The 16321-nt window shown below is 74.4% G+C and carries 15 protein-coding genes and 1 pseudogene; 7 read left to right on the forward strand and 9 right to left on the reverse strand.

What is annotated here, in order from left to right:
• Window positions 1–22 precede the first annotated feature (22 nt).
• The 5 genes and pseudogenes from ACJTNH_RS18675 to ACJTNH_RS18695 form a co-directional block, all read left to right on the forward strand.
• On the forward strand, window positions 23–1267 hold the full coding sequence (locus ACJTNH_RS18675; protein ID WP_458178393.1) for an MFS transporter: 1245 nt from the start codon (window positions 23–25) through the stop codon (window positions 1265–1267).
• 109 nt (window positions 1268–1376) lie between these two features.
• Window positions 1377–2276: a response regulator gene (locus tag ACJTNH_RS18680; protein ID WP_458178395.1), complete on the forward strand. Its 900-nt coding sequence runs from the start codon at window positions 1377–1379 to the stop codon at window positions 2274–2276.
• Window positions 2225–3034: an NAD(P)/FAD-dependent oxidoreductase gene (locus ACJTNH_RS18685; RefSeq protein WP_458178421.1), complete on the forward strand. Its 810-nt coding sequence runs from the start codon at window positions 2225–2227 to the stop codon at window positions 3032–3034. Before ACJTNH_RS18680 ends, ACJTNH_RS18685 begins: the two co-directional genes overlap by 52 nt.
• Before the next feature lies 1 nt (window position 3035).
• Window positions 3036–4448, forward strand: a complete 1413-nt coding sequence (locus ACJTNH_RS18690) for an ATP-binding protein (protein ID WP_458178397.1) — start codon at window positions 3036–3038, stop codon at window positions 4446–4448.
• 12 nt (window positions 4449–4460) lie between these two features.
• Window positions 4461–4643 (forward strand): annotated as a pseudogene (locus ACJTNH_RS18695) (hypothetical protein); the annotation flags it as partial.
• A 20-nt stretch (window positions 4644–4663) separates the two neighbouring features.
• Here ACJTNH_RS18695 and larA read toward each other — a convergent pair.
• The 5 genes from larA to ACJTNH_RS18720 form a co-directional block, all read right to left on the reverse strand.
• A complete protein-coding gene (gene larA / locus ACJTNH_RS18700) occupies window positions 4664–5830 on the reverse strand; it encodes a nickel-dependent lactate racemase (protein WP_458178399.1) in 1167 nt (388 codons plus the stop codon).
• A 131-nt stretch (window positions 5831–5961) separates the two neighbouring features.
• A complete protein-coding gene (locus tag ACJTNH_RS18705; RefSeq protein WP_458178401.1) occupies window positions 5962–6819 on the reverse strand; it encodes an SDR family NAD(P)-dependent oxidoreductase in 858 nt (285 codons plus the stop codon).
• On the reverse strand, window positions 6820–7710 hold the full coding sequence (locus tag ACJTNH_RS18710; protein ID WP_458178403.1) for a fumarylacetoacetate hydrolase family protein: 891 nt from the start codon (window positions 7708–7710) through the stop codon (window positions 6820–6822). It lies immediately after the preceding gene.
• A gap of 16 nt (window positions 7711–7726) precedes the next feature.
• A complete protein-coding gene (locus ACJTNH_RS18715; RefSeq protein WP_458178405.1) occupies window positions 7727–8839 on the reverse strand; it encodes a cupin domain-containing protein in 1113 nt (370 codons plus the stop codon).
• Between the two features lie 46 nt (window positions 8840–8885).
• A complete protein-coding gene (locus ACJTNH_RS18720; protein ID WP_458178407.1) occupies window positions 8886–10064 on the reverse strand; it encodes a hypothetical protein in 1179 nt (392 codons plus the stop codon).
• 297 nt (window positions 10065–10361) lie between these two features.
• Between ACJTNH_RS18720 and ACJTNH_RS18725 the strand changes: the two genes are divergently transcribed.
• Together ACJTNH_RS18725 and ACJTNH_RS18730 are read left to right on the forward strand one after the other, a co-directional pair.
• The gene (locus ACJTNH_RS18725; RefSeq protein ID WP_458178409.1) at window positions 10362–10910 is read left to right on the forward strand and encodes a flavin reductase family protein; all 549 of its coding nucleotides are present in this window, start codon (window positions 10362–10364) and stop codon (window positions 10908–10910) included.
• Complete coding sequence (locus ACJTNH_RS18730) at window positions 10907–11923, forward strand: zinc-dependent alcohol dehydrogenase (RefSeq protein WP_458178411.1); 1017 nt, start codon at window positions 10907–10909, stop codon at window positions 11921–11923. Before ACJTNH_RS18725 ends, ACJTNH_RS18730 begins: the two co-directional genes overlap by 4 nt.
• A 46-nt stretch (window positions 11924–11969) precedes the next feature.
• Here ACJTNH_RS18730 and ACJTNH_RS18735 read toward each other — a convergent pair whose 3' ends face one another.
• Genes ACJTNH_RS18735 through ACJTNH_RS18750 form a run of 4 tightly spaced genes read right to left on the reverse strand, consistent with a single transcriptional unit; the run spans window position 11970 to window position 16234 of the window.
• Window positions 11970–13619, reverse strand: a complete 1650-nt coding sequence (locus ACJTNH_RS18735; RefSeq protein WP_458178413.1) for a thiamine pyrophosphate-binding protein — start codon at window positions 13617–13619, stop codon at window positions 11970–11972.
• A gap of 1 nt (window position 13620) precedes the next feature.
• Window positions 13621–14436, reverse strand: coding sequence for an ABC transporter ATP-binding protein (locus ACJTNH_RS18740; RefSeq protein ID WP_458178415.1), 816 nt, complete (start codon window positions 14434–14436; stop codon window positions 13621–13623).
• A 53-nt stretch (window positions 14437–14489) separates the two neighbouring features.
• Window positions 14490–15428, reverse strand: a complete 939-nt coding sequence (locus tag ACJTNH_RS18745) for an ABC transporter permease (protein WP_458178417.1) — start codon at window positions 15426–15428, stop codon at window positions 14490–14492.
• Window positions 15425–16234, reverse strand: coding sequence for an ABC transporter permease (locus ACJTNH_RS18750; protein WP_458178419.1), 810 nt, complete (start codon window positions 16232–16234; stop codon window positions 15425–15427). The genes ACJTNH_RS18745 and ACJTNH_RS18750 overlap by 4 nt, the downstream gene beginning before the upstream one ends.
• Window positions 16235–16321 lie beyond the last annotated feature (87 nt).

A 16321-nucleotide genomic window follows, 5' to 3' on the forward strand; every position in this document is an offset into this window, starting at 1 on the left:
GCCCGTGTGAGGATCGGCGCTCGTGCGACGACGCGGCAAGGACGCCCCCCTCCCCCGCGAGGTCGGCGTCCTCGCCATCGTCGCCTTCGTGGTCGCGCTCGGCTTCGGCGTCGTCGCCCCGGCCATCCCGCTGTTCGTCCGCGACTACGGCGTGGGCACCACCGCCGTCGGCTTCGCGGTCAGCGCCTTCGCCTTCTTCCGGTTCGTCTCGGCCTTCGGCGGTGGGTCGCTGGTGGAGCGGATCGGCGAGCGGGCGGTGCTCGCCGCCGGGCTGGCGATCGTCGCGGTGACCACCGGACTGGCCGGGCTGGCCGGCAACTTCCCGCTCTTCGTCACGCTGCGCGCCGCCGGTGGCATCGGCAGCGCTATGTTCACCGTCGCCGCGCTGTCGCTGCTGCTGCGCACCGCTCCCGCCCACCAGCGGGGCCGGGCAGCCGCCACCTACCAGGGCGGCTTCATCCTCGGTGGCATCGCCGGGCCCGCCGCCGGTGGCTTCCTGGCCGAGATCTCCCCGCGGGTGCCGTTCTTCGTCTACGCCGGGTTCCTGCTGGTGGCCGGCGCGGTCGCGCTGGTGCTGCTCCGGCCGGCCGCGCTCCCGCCCACCCCGGCCGCCACCGCACCGGGCGTCGACCAGGGCGGCGGGCCGGAGCCCTCCACCGCCGCCGTCCCGCCGCCCGGCACCGAGGCCGGCGGGCTGCGCCAGGCGCTGCGCTCCCGGGCCTACCTGGCGGCCCTGGTCGCCAACCTCGGCGTCGGGTGGGTGCTGTTCGGCGTGCGCAACTCGCTCGTGCCGCTGTACGTCACCGAGGAGCTGGGCAAGACCGTGGCCTGGGCCGGCGCCGGGCTGCTGGCCGGGTCGGTGGCCCAGGCGCTGGGCCTGCTGCGGGCCGGCCGGCTGTCGGACACCTGGGGACGGCGCCCGTCGCTGGTGCTCGGCACAGGTCTGGCCACCGCGTCGATCGCGGTGCTCGTGCTGCCGCCGTCCACCGCGGCGTTCCTGATCGCGATGGCCACCTTCGGGCTGGGCGCCTCGCTGCTGGCCAGCGTGCCCGCCGCGCTGGTCGGCGACGTGAGCCCGCGCCGTGGCGGCCGGATGGTCGCGGTGTTCCAGATGGTCGCCGACCTGGGTGCGGTCGTCGGGCCGCTGGTCGCCGGCTGGCTCACCGACGCCTTCTCCTTCCAGGTGGCGTTCGCGGTCAGCGCCGCCGTCCTCGGGCTCGGGTTGCTCGCCGCGCTGGCCATGCCGCGACAGGTCCGCCCGGTCTGACCGGTCGGCGGGACTTCCGCTGTTCACACATCCGGAGTTGGATGAGCGGGCCACCGGGGGCCCGCTCACCCGGGCGGACCACCCCGCGGCGGCGCTGACCGGAGGTGCTGTGCCTGCCCGACCCGTCCTGCTCACCGTCGACGACGACCGCGCCGTCAGCCGCGCCGTCGCCCGCGACCTCCGCCGCCGCTACGGCGAGGCGTTCCGGATCGTCCGGGCGGAGAGCGGCCCCGACGCGCTGGCGGTGCTGCGCGAGCTGACCGCGCGCGGCGAGACCACCGCCCTGCTGCTGGCCGACCACCGGATGCCCGGCATGACCGGGGTGGAGTTCCTGGAGCAGGCGATGGACCTGGCACCCACCGCCAAGCGGGTGCTGCTCACCGCCTACGCCGACACCGACGCCGCCATCCGGGCGATCAACGACGTCGACCTCGACCACTATCTGCTCAAGCCCTGGGACCCGCCGGAGGAGAAGCTCTACCCGGTCCTGGACGACCTGCTCGACCAGTGGAAGCGCACCGCCCGGCAGCCCTTCGACGGGCTCACCCTGCTCGGCCACCAGTGGTCGGCGGAGACCCAGGAGCTCAAGGAGTTCCTGGCCCGCAACCAGGTGCCCTACCGGCACCTGCAGGGCGAGGAGGCCGCCGCGATCCGCACCGCCGCCGAGCTCGGCGACGACGCGCTGCCGGCCTGCGTCTTCCCCGACGGCACGGTGCTCAGCCGGCCGAGCCTGCGCGACGTGGCCGAGAAGTGCGGGCTGTCGACGACGGCCGGCAGCCCGTTCTACGACGTCGTGGTCATCGGCGCCGGCCCCGCCGGGCTGGGCTCTGCGGTGTACGCCGGCAGCGAGGGGCTGCGCACCCTGCTGGTCGAGCGGACCGCCACCGGCGGTCAGGCCGGCACCAGCAGCCGGATCGAGAACTACCTCGGCTTCCCGCGCGGCGTCTCCGGTGCCGACTGGCCCGGCGGGCCCGCGACCAGGCGGTCAAGTTCGGCGTGGAGATCCTGACCACCGCCGAGGTCACCGAGATCGCGCCGGCCGGCGACGGCCGGGTGGTCCGGTTCGCCGACGGCTCGGAGGTCACCACTCACGCCGTCGTCCTGGCCACCGGCGTCCAGTGGACCCGGCTGCCGGCCCGCGGCGCCGAGGAGTTCGCCGGCCGCGGCGTCTTCTACGGCGCCGACCCGCACGAGGCGCTCAGCTGCACCGACCAGACCGTCTACATCGTCGGCGCGGCCAACTCCGCCGGCCAGGCCGCGCTGCACTTCGCCAAGTACGCCGGCAAGGTCGTGCTGCTGTGCCGCGGCACCGACATCCGCCGGGGCATGAGCGAGTACCTGGTCGCCCGGATCGAGGGGCACCCGGTGATCGAGGTGCGCACCTGCACGACCGTCGAGGCCGTCGAGGGCGATGACCACCTCGAGCGGCTGGTGCTGGCCGACGCGGCCAGCGGCAGCTCGGAGACCGTCGAGGCCAGCCGGCTGTTCGTGTTCATCGGCGCCCGGCCGATCACCGACTGGCTGGGCGAGGCCTACGCCCGCGACGACCACGGCTTCCTGCGCACCGGCCCGGCGCTGCTGGACGCCGAGGGCCGCCCGCCCGCGGGCTGGCCGCTGCCCCGGGCGCCCTACCACCTGGAGTGCTCGGTGCCCGGGGTGTTCGTGGCCGGCGACGTCCGGTCGGAGTCGGTCAAGCGCGTGGCCTCCGCCGTCGGTGAGGGCGCGATGGCCGTGAGCCTGGTGCACCGCTACCTGGAGGCGATCTGAGATGGCCGTCGACCTCGACGAGCTGCGCAGCCTGTTCCTGTTCGAGTCGCTCGACGACGAGGCGCTGCACTGGCTCTCCGGCCGCAGCGACGTGCGCGTGTACGACGCCGACACGGTCGTCTTCGCCGAGGGCGAGCCGGCCGAGGCGCTGTACATGCTGCTGGAGGGCGAGCTGCTGCTGACCAAGCACGGCGGCGGCGAGGACGTCGTCATCAACCGGACGGCGCACCGCGGGGCGTACTCCGGCGCCGTCCGGGCCTTCGCCAGCGGACCGCCGGAGGTGTACCAGACGACGCTGCGCAGCACGCTGCCCAGCCGGTTCCTCCGGCTGCCGGCCGGGGACTTCGCCACGCTGGTGGTCCAGCAGTGCCCGATGGCGGTGCACCTGCTCGACGGCATCTACGAGGGCGTGCGGGCCACCGAGTCGGCGATCCGCCAGCGCGAGCACCTCGCCCAGCTCGGCGTCCTGTCGGCGAACCTGGCCCACGAGCTGAACAACCCCGCGGCCGCGGCCGTGCGGGCGACCGAGCAGCTGCGCAGCCGCGTCGCCGGGATGCGGACCAAGCTGCGGCTGCTGGCCGGCAAGGGGCTCTCCCCGGAGCTGGTCGCCCGGCTGATCGAGACCCAGGAGGTCGCGGTCGAGCGGGCGCTGAAGCCCCGGCCGGACCTCACCGCCCTGGAGGAGAGCGACCTGGAGGACTCCATCGCCGACCGGCTGGAGGAGCTCGGCGTCGGCCACGCCTACGACCTGGCCCCGGTGTTCGCCGCGGCCGGCATGGACGCCCACTGGGTGGACGACGTGGTGGAGCGGGTCGACTCCGGGCTGGAGTGGGACGCGGCCTTCGGCTGGCTCCGCTACACGCTGGAGACCGAGGCGCTGATGAGCGAGATCGAGGAGGCCAGCACCCGGATCTCCTCGCTGGTCGGCGCGGTGAAGCAGTACTCGCACCTGGACCAGGCCCAGCACTCCGACGTCGAGCTCAAGCCCGGCCTGGAGAGCACCCTGGTGATGCTGGCCCGCAAGCTCACCGGCATCGAGGTGCGCCGCGAGTACGCCGCGGACCTGCCGAAGGTGCCCGGCTACCCGGCCGAGCTGAACCAGGTCTGGACGAACCTGATCGACAACGCGGCCGACGCGCTCGCCGGGCACGGGGTGCTGACGCTGCGCACCCGGGCCGACGACGCCGCGGTGTACGTCGAGGTCACCGACGACGGGCCGGGTGTGCCCGAGTCGGTGCGCGAGCACCTGTTCGAGCCGTTCGTCACCACCAAGCCGGCCGGCGAGGGCAGCGGCCTGGGCCTGGAGAACGCCAAGCGGATCGTCGAACGCCGGCACGGCGGCTCGCTGACCTACACCACCGGCCCGGAGGGGACGACGTTCTGCGTGCGGCTGCCCCGGGCCATCGCCTCCTGACCGGGGACGTCGATGAGCTGGCGGGTCGAGGGCGGCGCCGTCTGCCCGCACGCCGCGGGGCTGCCCGCCGCGCCCGGGCCGGCGGCGGCCTGCGCCGACTGCCTGCGGGTCGGTGGGCAGTGGGTGCACCTGCGCCGCTGCCTCAGCTGCGACCACGTGGCCTGCTGCGACTCCTCGCCGCACCGGCACGCCACCGCGCACGCCGCCGCGACCGGTCACCCGGTGTTCGCCTCCGCCGAACCGCGCGAGCACTGGGTGAGGTGGTCGGTGTGCATCACCACCCGGTGCGCGGCCTGGATCCGGGCCTGGATCTGCACCTGCCACTGGTCGGGGACGGTCTGCTCGCGGGCGCCGATCAGCTCCAGCAGGGCCTGCGGTGACGCGGCCGAGGTGAGCACCTCGCGGTAGGAGCCGTGGTCGGGGAAGCCGTCCTCGCAGGCGGCCGCGCAGACGATCAGCCCGCCGGGCCTGGTCACCTGCGCCGCCGCGGACATGCCCTTCACCGACTGGTAGAGGTTCTGGTCCAGCGGGAAGCCCGACCCGGTGGTGACGACCACGTCGAAGGGTGCGTCCACCGGGGCCATCGCCACCTCGCGGGCCCGCTCGATCGCGACCGCGTGCATGTCCAGGGTGTCGCCGCCGAACGCGGCGATGACCTCCTGCCGGGTGTTGAGCACGACGTCGAAGGAGTACGTCACGTCGGTGCCGGCGGTGATCGCCCGGACGTCGTCGTGCACCGGGTTGCCCTGGGTGACGCCCCACGTCGCCCGAGGGTCGCCGATCCGCTTCGCGTCGTGCAGCACCAGCACGGTGTCCAGGGCGGCCAGCCCGGGGGCGACCATCTTCGGGCCACCGGAGAAGCCGGCGAAGAAGTGCGGCTCGACGAAACCGGTGGTGATCCGGACGTCGGCGTCCACCCACTGCTCGTTCAGCCACACCGGCACCCCGTCGCCGAAGGTGCCCATCCAGCGGTGCGTGTCGCCCGCCCGGGAGTCGTGGTTGACGATCCGCACGCTGTCGACGACCTCGTCGCCGAACATGGCCCGCAGCTCGGCGTCCGTGTTGGCCCGGTGGGTGCCGGTGGCGACCAGGACGACGACGTCCTCCAGCCGCACGATGCCGTCGAGCTCCTCGAGCACCGCCGGGATCATCAGGTGCCGGGGCTGGGCGCGGGTGCCGTCGCACGCCGAGATCGCCACCGTCTGCCCGGGCCGCACCCGCTCCCGCAGCGGCGCACCGCCCACCGGCTCGCGCAGTGCTCGGCGGAGCTCGGCGGGGACGTCGGGGGCGGCCGCGTGCTCGACCGGGGTGATCACCGCTGCGTCGTCCGGCAGCTCGACGGTCAGTCCTGCGCGCCCGTAGGCGAGCCTCACCTGTTGCACGTCGGCCTCCTCGCCGTCGACTTGCCCCATGAGACCACTGCCACCCGACAACGGCCTGGCCGAGCGGCCGCGGCTCCACCGTCAGGCCGGTGGAGCCGCGGCCGCCTCCGCAGGGCGGCGAGGTGCCGTCCTCAGCCGCCGACCAGGGGTGCCGGGTGGCCGGCCACCGACGGTGGCGGGCGCATGGCGGTGGCGCCGCCGTCGATGGTGAAGGTGGCGCCGGTGACGTAGCTCGACGCCGGGGAGGCCAGGAACAGCGCCAGCCCCTGCAGCTCCGCGGGCTCGCCGAGCCGGCCGATCAGCGTGGTGGCGGCGAACTGCTCGGCCACCCCGGGCTCCCGGATCCGGCCGCCGGCGATCTCGGTGCGGAACGAGCCGGGGGCGATCGCGTTGACCAGGATGCCGCGCCGACCGAGGTCGGCCGCGGCCTGGTGCACCAGCGCGATCACCGCTGCCTTGGACGCGGCGTAGGCGTAGCCGACCATCGGGTCGCCGCCCAGGCCGGCCACCGACGAGGTGACCACCACCCGGCCGCGGCCGTCGGTGGCCACGTGCCGGGCGGCGGCCTGCAGGGTGGCGAACACCCCGCCCAGGTTGACGTCGAGCACCCGGTCGAAGCGTGCGCGGTCGACGGCGGTCAGCTGCCCGACCTCCGTCGTCGGCCCGGGACCGGCGGAGATGCCGGCGTTGGCGAAAACGACGTGCAGCCCGCCGTGCGCCTCCGCCGCCTCGCGGAGCAGGTCGTCGACGGCTGCCGGGTCGGCGACGTCGACCACTTGGCTGCGCACCGTCGTCCCGCGCCCAGCCAGCTCGGCGGTGACGCGGTCCAGCCGCTCGGCGTCCCGGTCGGCGAGGGTCACCTCGGCGCCGGCGCAGGCGAGCACCTCGGCGATGGCCAGGCCCAGGCCGCTGGCGGCCCCGGTGACCACCGCCCCCAGCCCGCGGACGTCGAAGAGCCGGTCGAGGACGGCGGTGCGCGGGTCGGTCACTCAGACCACCTGGACCGTCATCGAGCCGATCCGGCTGATGCTCATCTCGAGCTTCTCCCCCGCCGTGATCGGACCGACCCCGGGTGGCGCACCGGTGAACAGCACGTCGCCGGGGTTCAAGGTCATGATCGTCGAGGCGTAGGCGACGATCTGCGGCACCGGCGTGACCAGGTCGGCCGTGGTGACCGACTGGCGCACGTCGCCGCCGGAGGTCAGCAGGATGTCCAGGTCGCCGCCGTCGCCGGCCTCGTCACGGGTCACGATCCACGGCCCCAGCGGGCTGAAGGAGTCGTAGGACTTCCGCTTGGAGCGGTCGGCGGCCGACCGCACGGTGATGTCCAGACCCGCGGTGAAGCCGAGCACGGCGTCCATCGCCCGCTCCAGCGGGATGTCGCGGCCGCCGCTGCCGATGACGATGACCAGCTCCGACTCGTGGTGCACCTCGTGCCCGGCGGCCACGACCTCCGGCGGCAGGACGATGTCGGCACCCGGCCCGACGATCGACGACGGCGCCTTGAGGAAGACGTCGAACTGCATCATCCAGGGCTCGACCTTGCCCAGCGTGCGCTCCTGGACGCCGTGCATCTCCTCGACGTGCGCGCCGTAGTTGCTCGCCGCGGCCACGATCTTCGACGGCGCGAGCACCGGTGCGCGCAGCACCACCTCGCTCACCGGGCGCGGCGTGCCGGCGGCGGCCGCCGCCTCCAGCGCGGGCCGCACCGCGTCCAGGTCGCGGCACAGCGCCCGCCACCAGCCGGCGGTCAGCGGGTCGGGGTCGTGCGGCCAGGGCAGCGCGCCGGTGACGTCGACGACCGAGTCGCCGTCCGGGCCGGTGGTGACGACGCCGAGGCGGGCCGCGCCGTCGGCGGAGTCGAACAGGGCCAGCTTCATCGTGGGCTCCTCGGGCTCAGCGGGCGGTGAAGGTACGGGTGACGGCCTGCGGCTCGGCGAGCACCTCGGTGCGCGCGATGCCCAGCGCCCGGAGCACCGGCTCGTCGGAGACGACGAACAGGTCCGCCTGCTCGTCGGCGGCGTGCTCCACCGCCGCCCAGGACGGGACGACGAACATGTCGCCGGGGCCCCAGCCGAACCGCTGGCCGTCGATGACGCTGGAGCCGGTGCCGGTGAAGACGACGTAGATCGCGTTGCCCGCGCGGCGGACCGGAGCCGAGCTGCGGCCGGCACGCACCCGGTGCACCGCGCACGCCATCGTCGGCAGCACGCTGGCTCCGGTCTCCGGGTCGACGTACTCGACCGCCAGCAGCGGCTCGTCGGAGGCCGCGGCCAGCCGGTCGAGCTCGGCGCTCGTGTCGGCCCACCGGTAGTTGAGCAGCCGGGAGTGCCGCGGGCTCAGCTGCTCGGTGACCGCGCCGGCGACGTAGCGGGTGCCACCGGCATGCCGGCGCTCGGAGACGTTGTGCTCCGCCGGCTCGGGCTGGGACTCCCCCGGGCCCGGGTACTCCTCGAAGAAGACGCCGTCCAGCGCCGCCACCATCGGCAGGTCCAGGCCGTCGAACCAGAACATCTCGCCGTCGACGGCGCTGGTGTGGTCGTGCCAGTTCATCGAGGGGGTGAGCACCAGGTCGCCGGGGCGCATGTCGCAGGCGTCGCCGTCGACCGTCGTCCAGACCCCCTCGCCCTCGAGCACGAAGCGGATGGCGCCGGGGGTGTGCCGGTGCGCCGGGGCGACCTCCCGCGGCCCGAGGCACTGCAGCGCGCCCCAGAGCGTGCCGACGGCGTACGGCCGGCCGCCCAGCCCGGGGTTCTGCAGGCTGAGCACCCGCCGCTCGCCGCCGCGCTCGACCGGCACCAGCTCGATGGCCCGGCGGGCCAGCGGCTTCATGGTCGCCGCCGACCACAGCCACGGGACGGCGGCCGGCCGCGGCGTCGGCGTGAGCAGCTGCTCGGTGATCGTCCACAGCGGGCGGAGGTCGACCGCGGCCAGGTCGCGGTACAGCTCCTGCAGGTCCGCCTCGTCGCCGAACTCCTGCGCCGGTGCGGCATGGGTGTCGATGCTCATGGTGAGAACTCCTTCGGTCTCGGGTCGGGCAGCGAGGACGCAGCGGTCACTTCAGCGAGAAGTGCACCCACCGCTTGCCGTCGGCGAGGCCGGCCAGTTCCCGGCCGGCGGACTGCATGATCATCGGCGAGGAGGAGATGTGCTGGGTCCCGCCGTGGACGTCGCGGAACAGCCGCTGGATGGTGCCCGAGCGCAGCGCGCCGGTACCGCCGGACCTGTAGACGAACTCCGCGATCGCGTGCGTGCTCCAGGTGGCGTTGTTCAGCGCGACCCGGTTGAGCGTCTCCAGCCGCAACGGGACGGCGTCGCCGGCGGCCAGCACCGCCTCGATCTCCTCCCAGACCTCGTAGAGCAGGGCCTGGGCGGCGCGCAGCCGGACCTCGGCCGCGGCGTACTGCTCGGCGAAGCTGTCGCTGCTGGCCTGCCCACCGGGCTGCCCGGCCTTGGCGCGCACCACCGCGGCGAGCTCGTCGAGCAGCCGGCGGCCCACCCCCAGCGCCCAGGCGCCGTGGTTGAGGCTGGCGAAGTTGCCGATGCCGATCCGGTAGAGGTCGCCGCCGGTCACCGGCTCGGTGCTCAGGCTCGGGTAGCTGTGGTCCGCCGGCACGAAGACGTCGGTGAGCGTGTAGTCGATGCTGCCGGTGCCGCGCAGCCCCAGCACGTCCCAGTTCTCGATGAAGGTGACCTGCTCGACCGGGACGATGAAGAAGCGGGACTCCCCGGTGACCGTGTCCGCCGCGGCGGTGTGCAGGTGGGTGGCGTGCTTGATGCCCGAGGCGAAGGCCCACTGCCCGCTGACCAGGTGCCCGCCGTCCACCGGCACCGCCCGCCCGGGGCGGGTGCCCTGCCCGGCGATGCCCAGCCGGGGCGTGGCGAACAGCTCCTCGGCGGCGTCCCGGCCGAAGAAGGCGCCGGCCAGGCCGGTGGCCAGCCCCAGCGCCATGGTCACCCAGCCGGTCGAGGGGTCGGCGTAGGAGAGCGTGCGGAACAGGTCCATCGACTGTCGCGGGGTCATCTCCGCCCCGCCGAGCTCACGCGGGGTGAAGACCGAGATGGCGCCGCTGGCGTACAGCGCCTCGACGACCGGCTCGGCGATCCGCCCGGCCCGGTCGTTCTCCGGCCCGGAGGCGTCGACCAGGTCGTGCAGTGCTGCCGCGTCGCGCAGGACCGCGCCGGCGTCGAACCCCGTGACCGAGGTCGTCCGGTCCACTTCTACGGTCGTCATGCTCAGCTCCTACGTCATCGTGGGAAACGCACGGCTGCGCCGCGGTCTCCTCGAACCTAGGTGATCCACGACGCATTCTCGATGGCCGAGTGATGAGCAGGAGTGCGGCCGTCATAACTCCCGGGAATGAGCACGTGCGCCATTCCTGCGCCGAGCACGAAACGGCATCACAGGAAATAAAGCGGCATTGGAGGGAACGCGGTCGGTTGCCGTAGACAGAGGAGGACAGAACGGCACGCCCGTGCTGCGCACGTGCCGATCGGACGACGACGACGTCGCGAGGAGAGGACCACCCGGATGACGATCGAGGCCGCCCCGCCGGCGCCCCTCCTGCCCGCGCCCGACCCGCTGGCCTTCCGCGCCGTCTGCGGCACCTTCGCCACCGGGGTGACCGTCGTGACCAGCTCCGGGCCCGACGGACCCCAGGGCGGCACGGTCAACTCGTTCACCTCGTTGTCGGCCGAGCCGCCGCAGGTGATCGTGTGCCTGGCCCGGCAGTCGCGGACCTGGCAGGCGATCGAGGCCGCGGGCAGCTTCGCGGTGAACATCCTCGCCGCCGACCAGCAGGCCGTCGCCCGGCTGTTCGCCTCCCGCGAGCCGGACAAGATGGCCCACGTCGACTGGGCACCGGGCGTGAACGGCGACCCGGTGCTGGCCGGTGCGGCGGGCTCCATCGAGTGCACGCTGTCCGCGGCGCTCGAGCAGGCGACGCACATGCTGCTGATCGGCTCGGTCACCGCAGCCACGCACCGGCACGACGCCGACCCGCTGATCTTCTTCCGCAGCACGATGCACGAGGGGCTGGGCCGCGACGAGGCCCCCCGCGGACTGCCGCGGCCGGCATGAGGGCCCTGCGCTGGGCGGGCCCGGACGCGATGACCGCCGCTGACGCCGACGAGCCGGTCGCCGGCCCGGGGCAGGCGGTCGTCACGGTGCACCGGGCCGGCATCTGCGGCTCCGACGTCTCCGCCTACCGCGGGCGGATGGGGATCGCCCGGCCCGGGGACGTGCGCGGGCACGAGTTCTCCGGCGTGGTCGCCGCGGTCGGCGCGGCCACGGACGCGGGCTGGGTCGGCTGCCGGGTGACCGTCAACTCGCAGGTGACCTGTGGCGACTGCTGGGCCTGCCGCAGCGACCGGGACAACCTGTGCCCGCACCTGGAGATCATCGGCGTGCACCGGCCCGGGGCGTTCGCCGAACGGGTCGCGGTGCCCGTGCGCAACCTCGTGGCCCTGGGCGACGGGGTGAGCGACGAGCTCGCGGCGACCGCCGAGCCGCTGGCCCAGGCCTGCCACGACGTCCAGCTGGCCCTGCCCGCCCGGCCACGGGCCGCCCTGGTCATCGGCGCCGGCTCGGTCGGCGGGCTGCTGGTGCAGGCGGCCCGGCTCTCGGGCATCCCGGAGATCACCGTGGTCGAGCCGCACGCCCGGCGCCGGGCGGCCGCGGGCGATGCCGGCGCCGACGTCACCGTCGAGTCGACGGCGGAGGCGGCCACCCTCGCCGCCCGGCGGGCCGAAGGCGGCTTCGACGTGGTGTTCGACGTCGTGGGCACCGCCGCGACCCGCACCGCCGGCGTGCAGCTGGCCCGGGCAGGCGGCCAGGTGGTGATGGTCGGGCTGCACACCGACGTCACCGAGCTGCCCTGGTTCTCCGTCATCCGCCGGGAGGTCTCGATCGTCGGGGCCAACTGCTTCGACCGGGCCGACTTCGGCCGGGCGGTCGGCTGGCTGCAGGACGGATCGATCCGGCCGCCGGAGTCGGTGCGCCTGGTGACCATCGACGAGGGGCCGGCGGCCTTCGCCGAGCTGGCCGAGGGCCGGGCGCCGGCGGCGAAGACCTTCGTCGCGCCGGCCGGCTGAGGGCCCGTCGGGCCGGTGGGCGGCGCCCCACCCACCGGCCCGACGGTCAGACGTGGTCGTACAGCGGTGAGCGGACGTCCCGGCTGATGTGGCAGTCCAGGAACAGCGGCCCGGCCGCGGGGTCCCAGCCGCGCAGCGCCGGCGCCAGCCCGGCCACCTCCTCGACCAGCGCGGCCTGGGCACCCATGCCCCGCGCGGCGGCGGCCAGGTCGGCGTAGCCGAAGACCGCCTGCGCCGGCGGCACCGACCAGTCCGCCATGTGCGCCAGCTCCGAGCCCGCGGCCCCGTCGTTCATGCAGACCACCACCAGCGGCAGGCGCTCGCGCACGGCCGTCTCGAGGTCGCCCATGGTCAGGTAGAAGCCGCAGTCGCCGATGAACAGCACCGCCTGCACGTCGGGCTCGGCCAGCGCGCCGGCCGCGCTGGCGGCGAGCGTGCTGCCGACGGCACCGAACTCGGGCAGCCAGACCAGCGAGCCTGGCCGGTCGTGGGTCATGTGCATGATCGGGAAGCCCCCGAAGTGCCCGTTGTCGACGTACACCCGGCGCGGGCGTGGGAGCAGCCGGTCCAGCTCGGCAGACACCGCCCGGGGGTCCATCCGGCCGGGTGCGGAGACGTCGGCGAACCCGGCCGGTGCCGGGGCGACGACCCGCGCCCGCTCCGTGCCGGCGAGCCCCTCGGCCAGCCGCTCGACCACCACCCGGGCGTCGCCGCGCACCGCCACCGTCGGCGGGTCGAACGCGGTGAAGGCGGCGGGGTCGGTGTCGACGTGCACCACCGTGCGGCCGGTGACGAACTGCGACCGGCGGGTGTGGAAGAAGTTCAGCGACGTGCCCACCGCGACCAGGCAGTCCGAGGCGTGCACCACCGCGGCGGCCTCCGGGGTGGAGAACCCGCCGAGGATGCCCAGGTCGGCGGGGTCGCCGTCGAACAGGCCCAGCGCGCGCACCGTGGTGGCCAGGTGCGCGCCGGTCAGCCCGGCCAGCCGGCGCAGCGCCGGCCCGGCGCCGGACTCCGCCGCACCGCGGCCGGCCACCAGCACCGGACGGCGGGACGACGCCAGCGCCGCGACTGCCGCGGCCACCGCCGCGTCGTCCGGCTCGGGGGCCGGGAGGCGGGCCGGGGCGGGGACCGCCGGCGGGTCGCCGGCGGGCAGCAGGTCGATGCCGACCGGCACCACGAACACGACGACCCGGGACTCCTCGACCGCGCGCCGGTGGGCGGTGACCAGGTCCGCGGCCGCGGTCTCCGCGCGGGCACGCACCACCAGCAGGCCGAGCGGATCGAGCAGCAGCGCCGGGTCCAGGCCCTGCACGCCGCCGGCGAACGGCGACTCCCGGGCCGACAGCCCCGAGGAGTCGGAGGTGAGCAGCACGACCGGTGAGTGCGCCCGGTCGGCGGTGAGCAGGGCGGTGAGCGTGTTGGTGAACCCCGGCCCCTGGGTGACGGTGCACCAGCCGACCCGGCCGGTGACCCGGGCCCACCCGTCGGCGGCCCCCACCGCGCCGTTCTCGTGCCGCAGGTGGTGCACCGCGACCCCGTGCCCGGTCGCCAGGTGGTGCACCAGCCGCAGGTTGCCCGCGCCCATCAGCGTGAACAGGTCCGTCGTCCCCAGCGCCGCCATGGTGGCGGCCAGCTGCTCGACCACCGTGGTGGTCTGCGCGGGGGCCTGCCCGGTCGTCGTCCCGGCCGTCACGTCAGTGCGGCATGACGAGGGAGAGCAGGTGCTTGCGCAGCTCCAGGAACTGCTCGCTGGAGCGGGTGGCGACCTGGTCGCGCTCCCGGCCCAGCGGGACGTCGACGATCTCGCGGACCCTGCTCGGCGAGCCGGAGAGCACGACGATCCGGTCGGAGAGGTAGATCGCCTCGTCGATGTCGTGGGTGACCAGGACGACGGTGATGCCCGCCTCCTCGCGGACCTTGAGGATCAGGTCCTCCAGGTCGAAGCGGGTCTGCGCGTCGACCGAGGCGAACGGCTCGTCCATCAGCAGCAGGTCGGGCTGGTAGGACAGCGTGCGGGCGATCGCCACCCGCTGCTGCATGCCGCCGGACAGCTGCCAGGGGTACTGCCCCTCGACGTGCCCCAGGCCCACCTCGGTGAGCACCTCGCTGACCCGCCGCCGCCGTTCCTCCTTGCCCACCCCGCGGGCCTTGAGCGGCAGGGCGATGTTGCTGCCGTTGGTGAACCACGGGAACAGCGAGCGGCCGTAGTCCTGGAACACCACGCCCAGCTGATCGGGCACACCGGCCAGCCGGGTGCCCTCGAACTCCACGCTCCCCCGGCTGGGCGCCGAGAGCCCGGAGATGCAGCGCAGCAGCGTCGTCTTGCCGGCGCCGCTGGGCCCGACGATGCAGACGAACTCGCCCTTGGCGACGCTGAACGTGACGTCGTCGATGGCCATCCGCTCGTCCGGCCGGCCGGCGTTGAACACCTTGCGCAGGCCGGCGACGTCGAGGACGGCGGAGCCGCCGGGGGTCGGGCCGGCCGCGTGTGCACCGAGGGTCTGGGTCATGCCGTGTCTCCGATTCCGTGCCGGGGAGGTGCAGGGGGGTGCGGGAGTGGCCGTCAGGCCTTGTCGGTGCCGACGGCGCGGGAGCCGTGGTACCAGCGCAGCAGCCGGTGTTCGGCGAAGACGAACAGGTAGTTGAGCAGCGTGCCCAGCACGGAGAGGACGACGATCCCGCCCCACATCGTGACGATGGCGAAGACGGTCTGGGCCTGGAGGATGAAGTACCCGATGCCCTCGGAGGCGGCGATCATCTCGCTGACCACCATCAGGATGATCGAGACCTGCAGACTGGCCCGCAGGCCGGCGGCGATCTGCGGCGAGGCCCCCGGCAGCACCACCGTGGTGACGGTGCGCAGCGAGCTGAACCGCATCGCCCGCGCGGTGTCGAACTTGACCTGGTCGATGCCCCGCATGCCGTCGAGGGTGTTCAGCAGCGCCGGCCAGGTGGCACCGAAGGCGATCAGCGCGATCTGCCGCGCCTCGCCCAGCCCGAACAGCGCGATCATCGCCGGCAGCAGCGCCGGGGCGGGGAGCACGTAGAGGAAGTAGACGACCGGGTTGGCGCCCTTGCGCAGCACCGGCAGCCGCCACAGCAGCGCGCCGCCGAGCACGCCGATCAGCGAGCCCCCGACGAAGCCGGCCGCGAGGTTGCGGAGGCTGGGCAGCAGCTGCTGCTTGGCGTCGCCGACCACCCACTCGTCCCAGACCGACTGCAGGATCTGCTGCAGCGGCGGGAAGTACGGCGAGGTGCTGTTCGCGGACAGGAACCACCACCCGACCAGCAGGACGACGGGCAGCCACAGCGCCAGCAGCACGTTGCGTCCGCGGGCCCGGGCCCGCCCCGGCCGGCGTCCGCCGGGGGTGGCCGTCACCTGGGTGCTGGGCACGTCGGTCACCGGGACCGCGGCGCCCACCGCGACCCCGCCGGCCCGCGCCGAGTCGGGGCGGCCGCCGTCCTGTCCCGCCGCCGTGCTGCCGGTCGTCGCGGTGGTCATCGGGCCCCCAACTCGTTGTTCTTGGCGTTGCGCTGGCTCTCGTGCCAGTGCATGGCCTTCTTCTCGACCAGGAAGAACGCGCCGGTCAGCACGATGCCGAGCAGCCCGGAGACCAGGATGTAGGCGTACATGGTCGGGTAGGACGTGACGCCGGCGTTGCGGGCGAAGAGGATCGCCCGGCCGATCCCCTCGGCGCCGCCGACGAGCTCGGCGACGACGGAGAGGATCAGCGCGCTGGCCGAGGCGATCCGCAGCCCGGTGGCCATGTAGGGCGAGGCGCTGGGGATGGTGACGGTGAGGAACCTCCGGACGCCGCGCACACCGAGGACCCGGGCCGTGTCGCGGACGGTCGGGTCGGTCGACCGGACGCCGTAGACCACCTGGACGACGAGCGGCCAGAAGGCACCGAAGGCGACCAGGAAGACCTTCATGTCCAGGGTCGACCCGAGCACCAGGATCACCAGCGGCAGGATCGCGATGGCGGGGATCGCCTTGAACAGCTCGATCACGCCGGCCGCGCTGCGGAAGGCGACGTCGTTGGCCGCCAGCAGGGAGCCGACGACGACGGCCAGCACCGCGGCGACGGCGAGGCCGATGGCCCAGCCCTGCAGGGTGGCGCCGACGGTGGACCACAGGGCCTCGGTACCGAGAGCGCTGGCCAGCGCCTGCAGCGTGGCGGTCATGGTGGGGAACTGGTCGGGGCGGAACAGCCCCCCGGCGGTGACCGCCTGCCAGAGCGCCAGCACCAGGGCCAGGGTCGCCAGCGGCACCACGGCCACCCGGGCGAACCGCGAGATCACGGACATGCTCAACCTCATCGTCGACACGTGCACGGGGTGGGGGCGGGGAGGCCCCCGGAGGAGGGCTCCGGTGCGGGCCGGCCGGGCCGGCCC

Source organism: Modestobacter lacusdianchii, assembly GCF_054177765.1.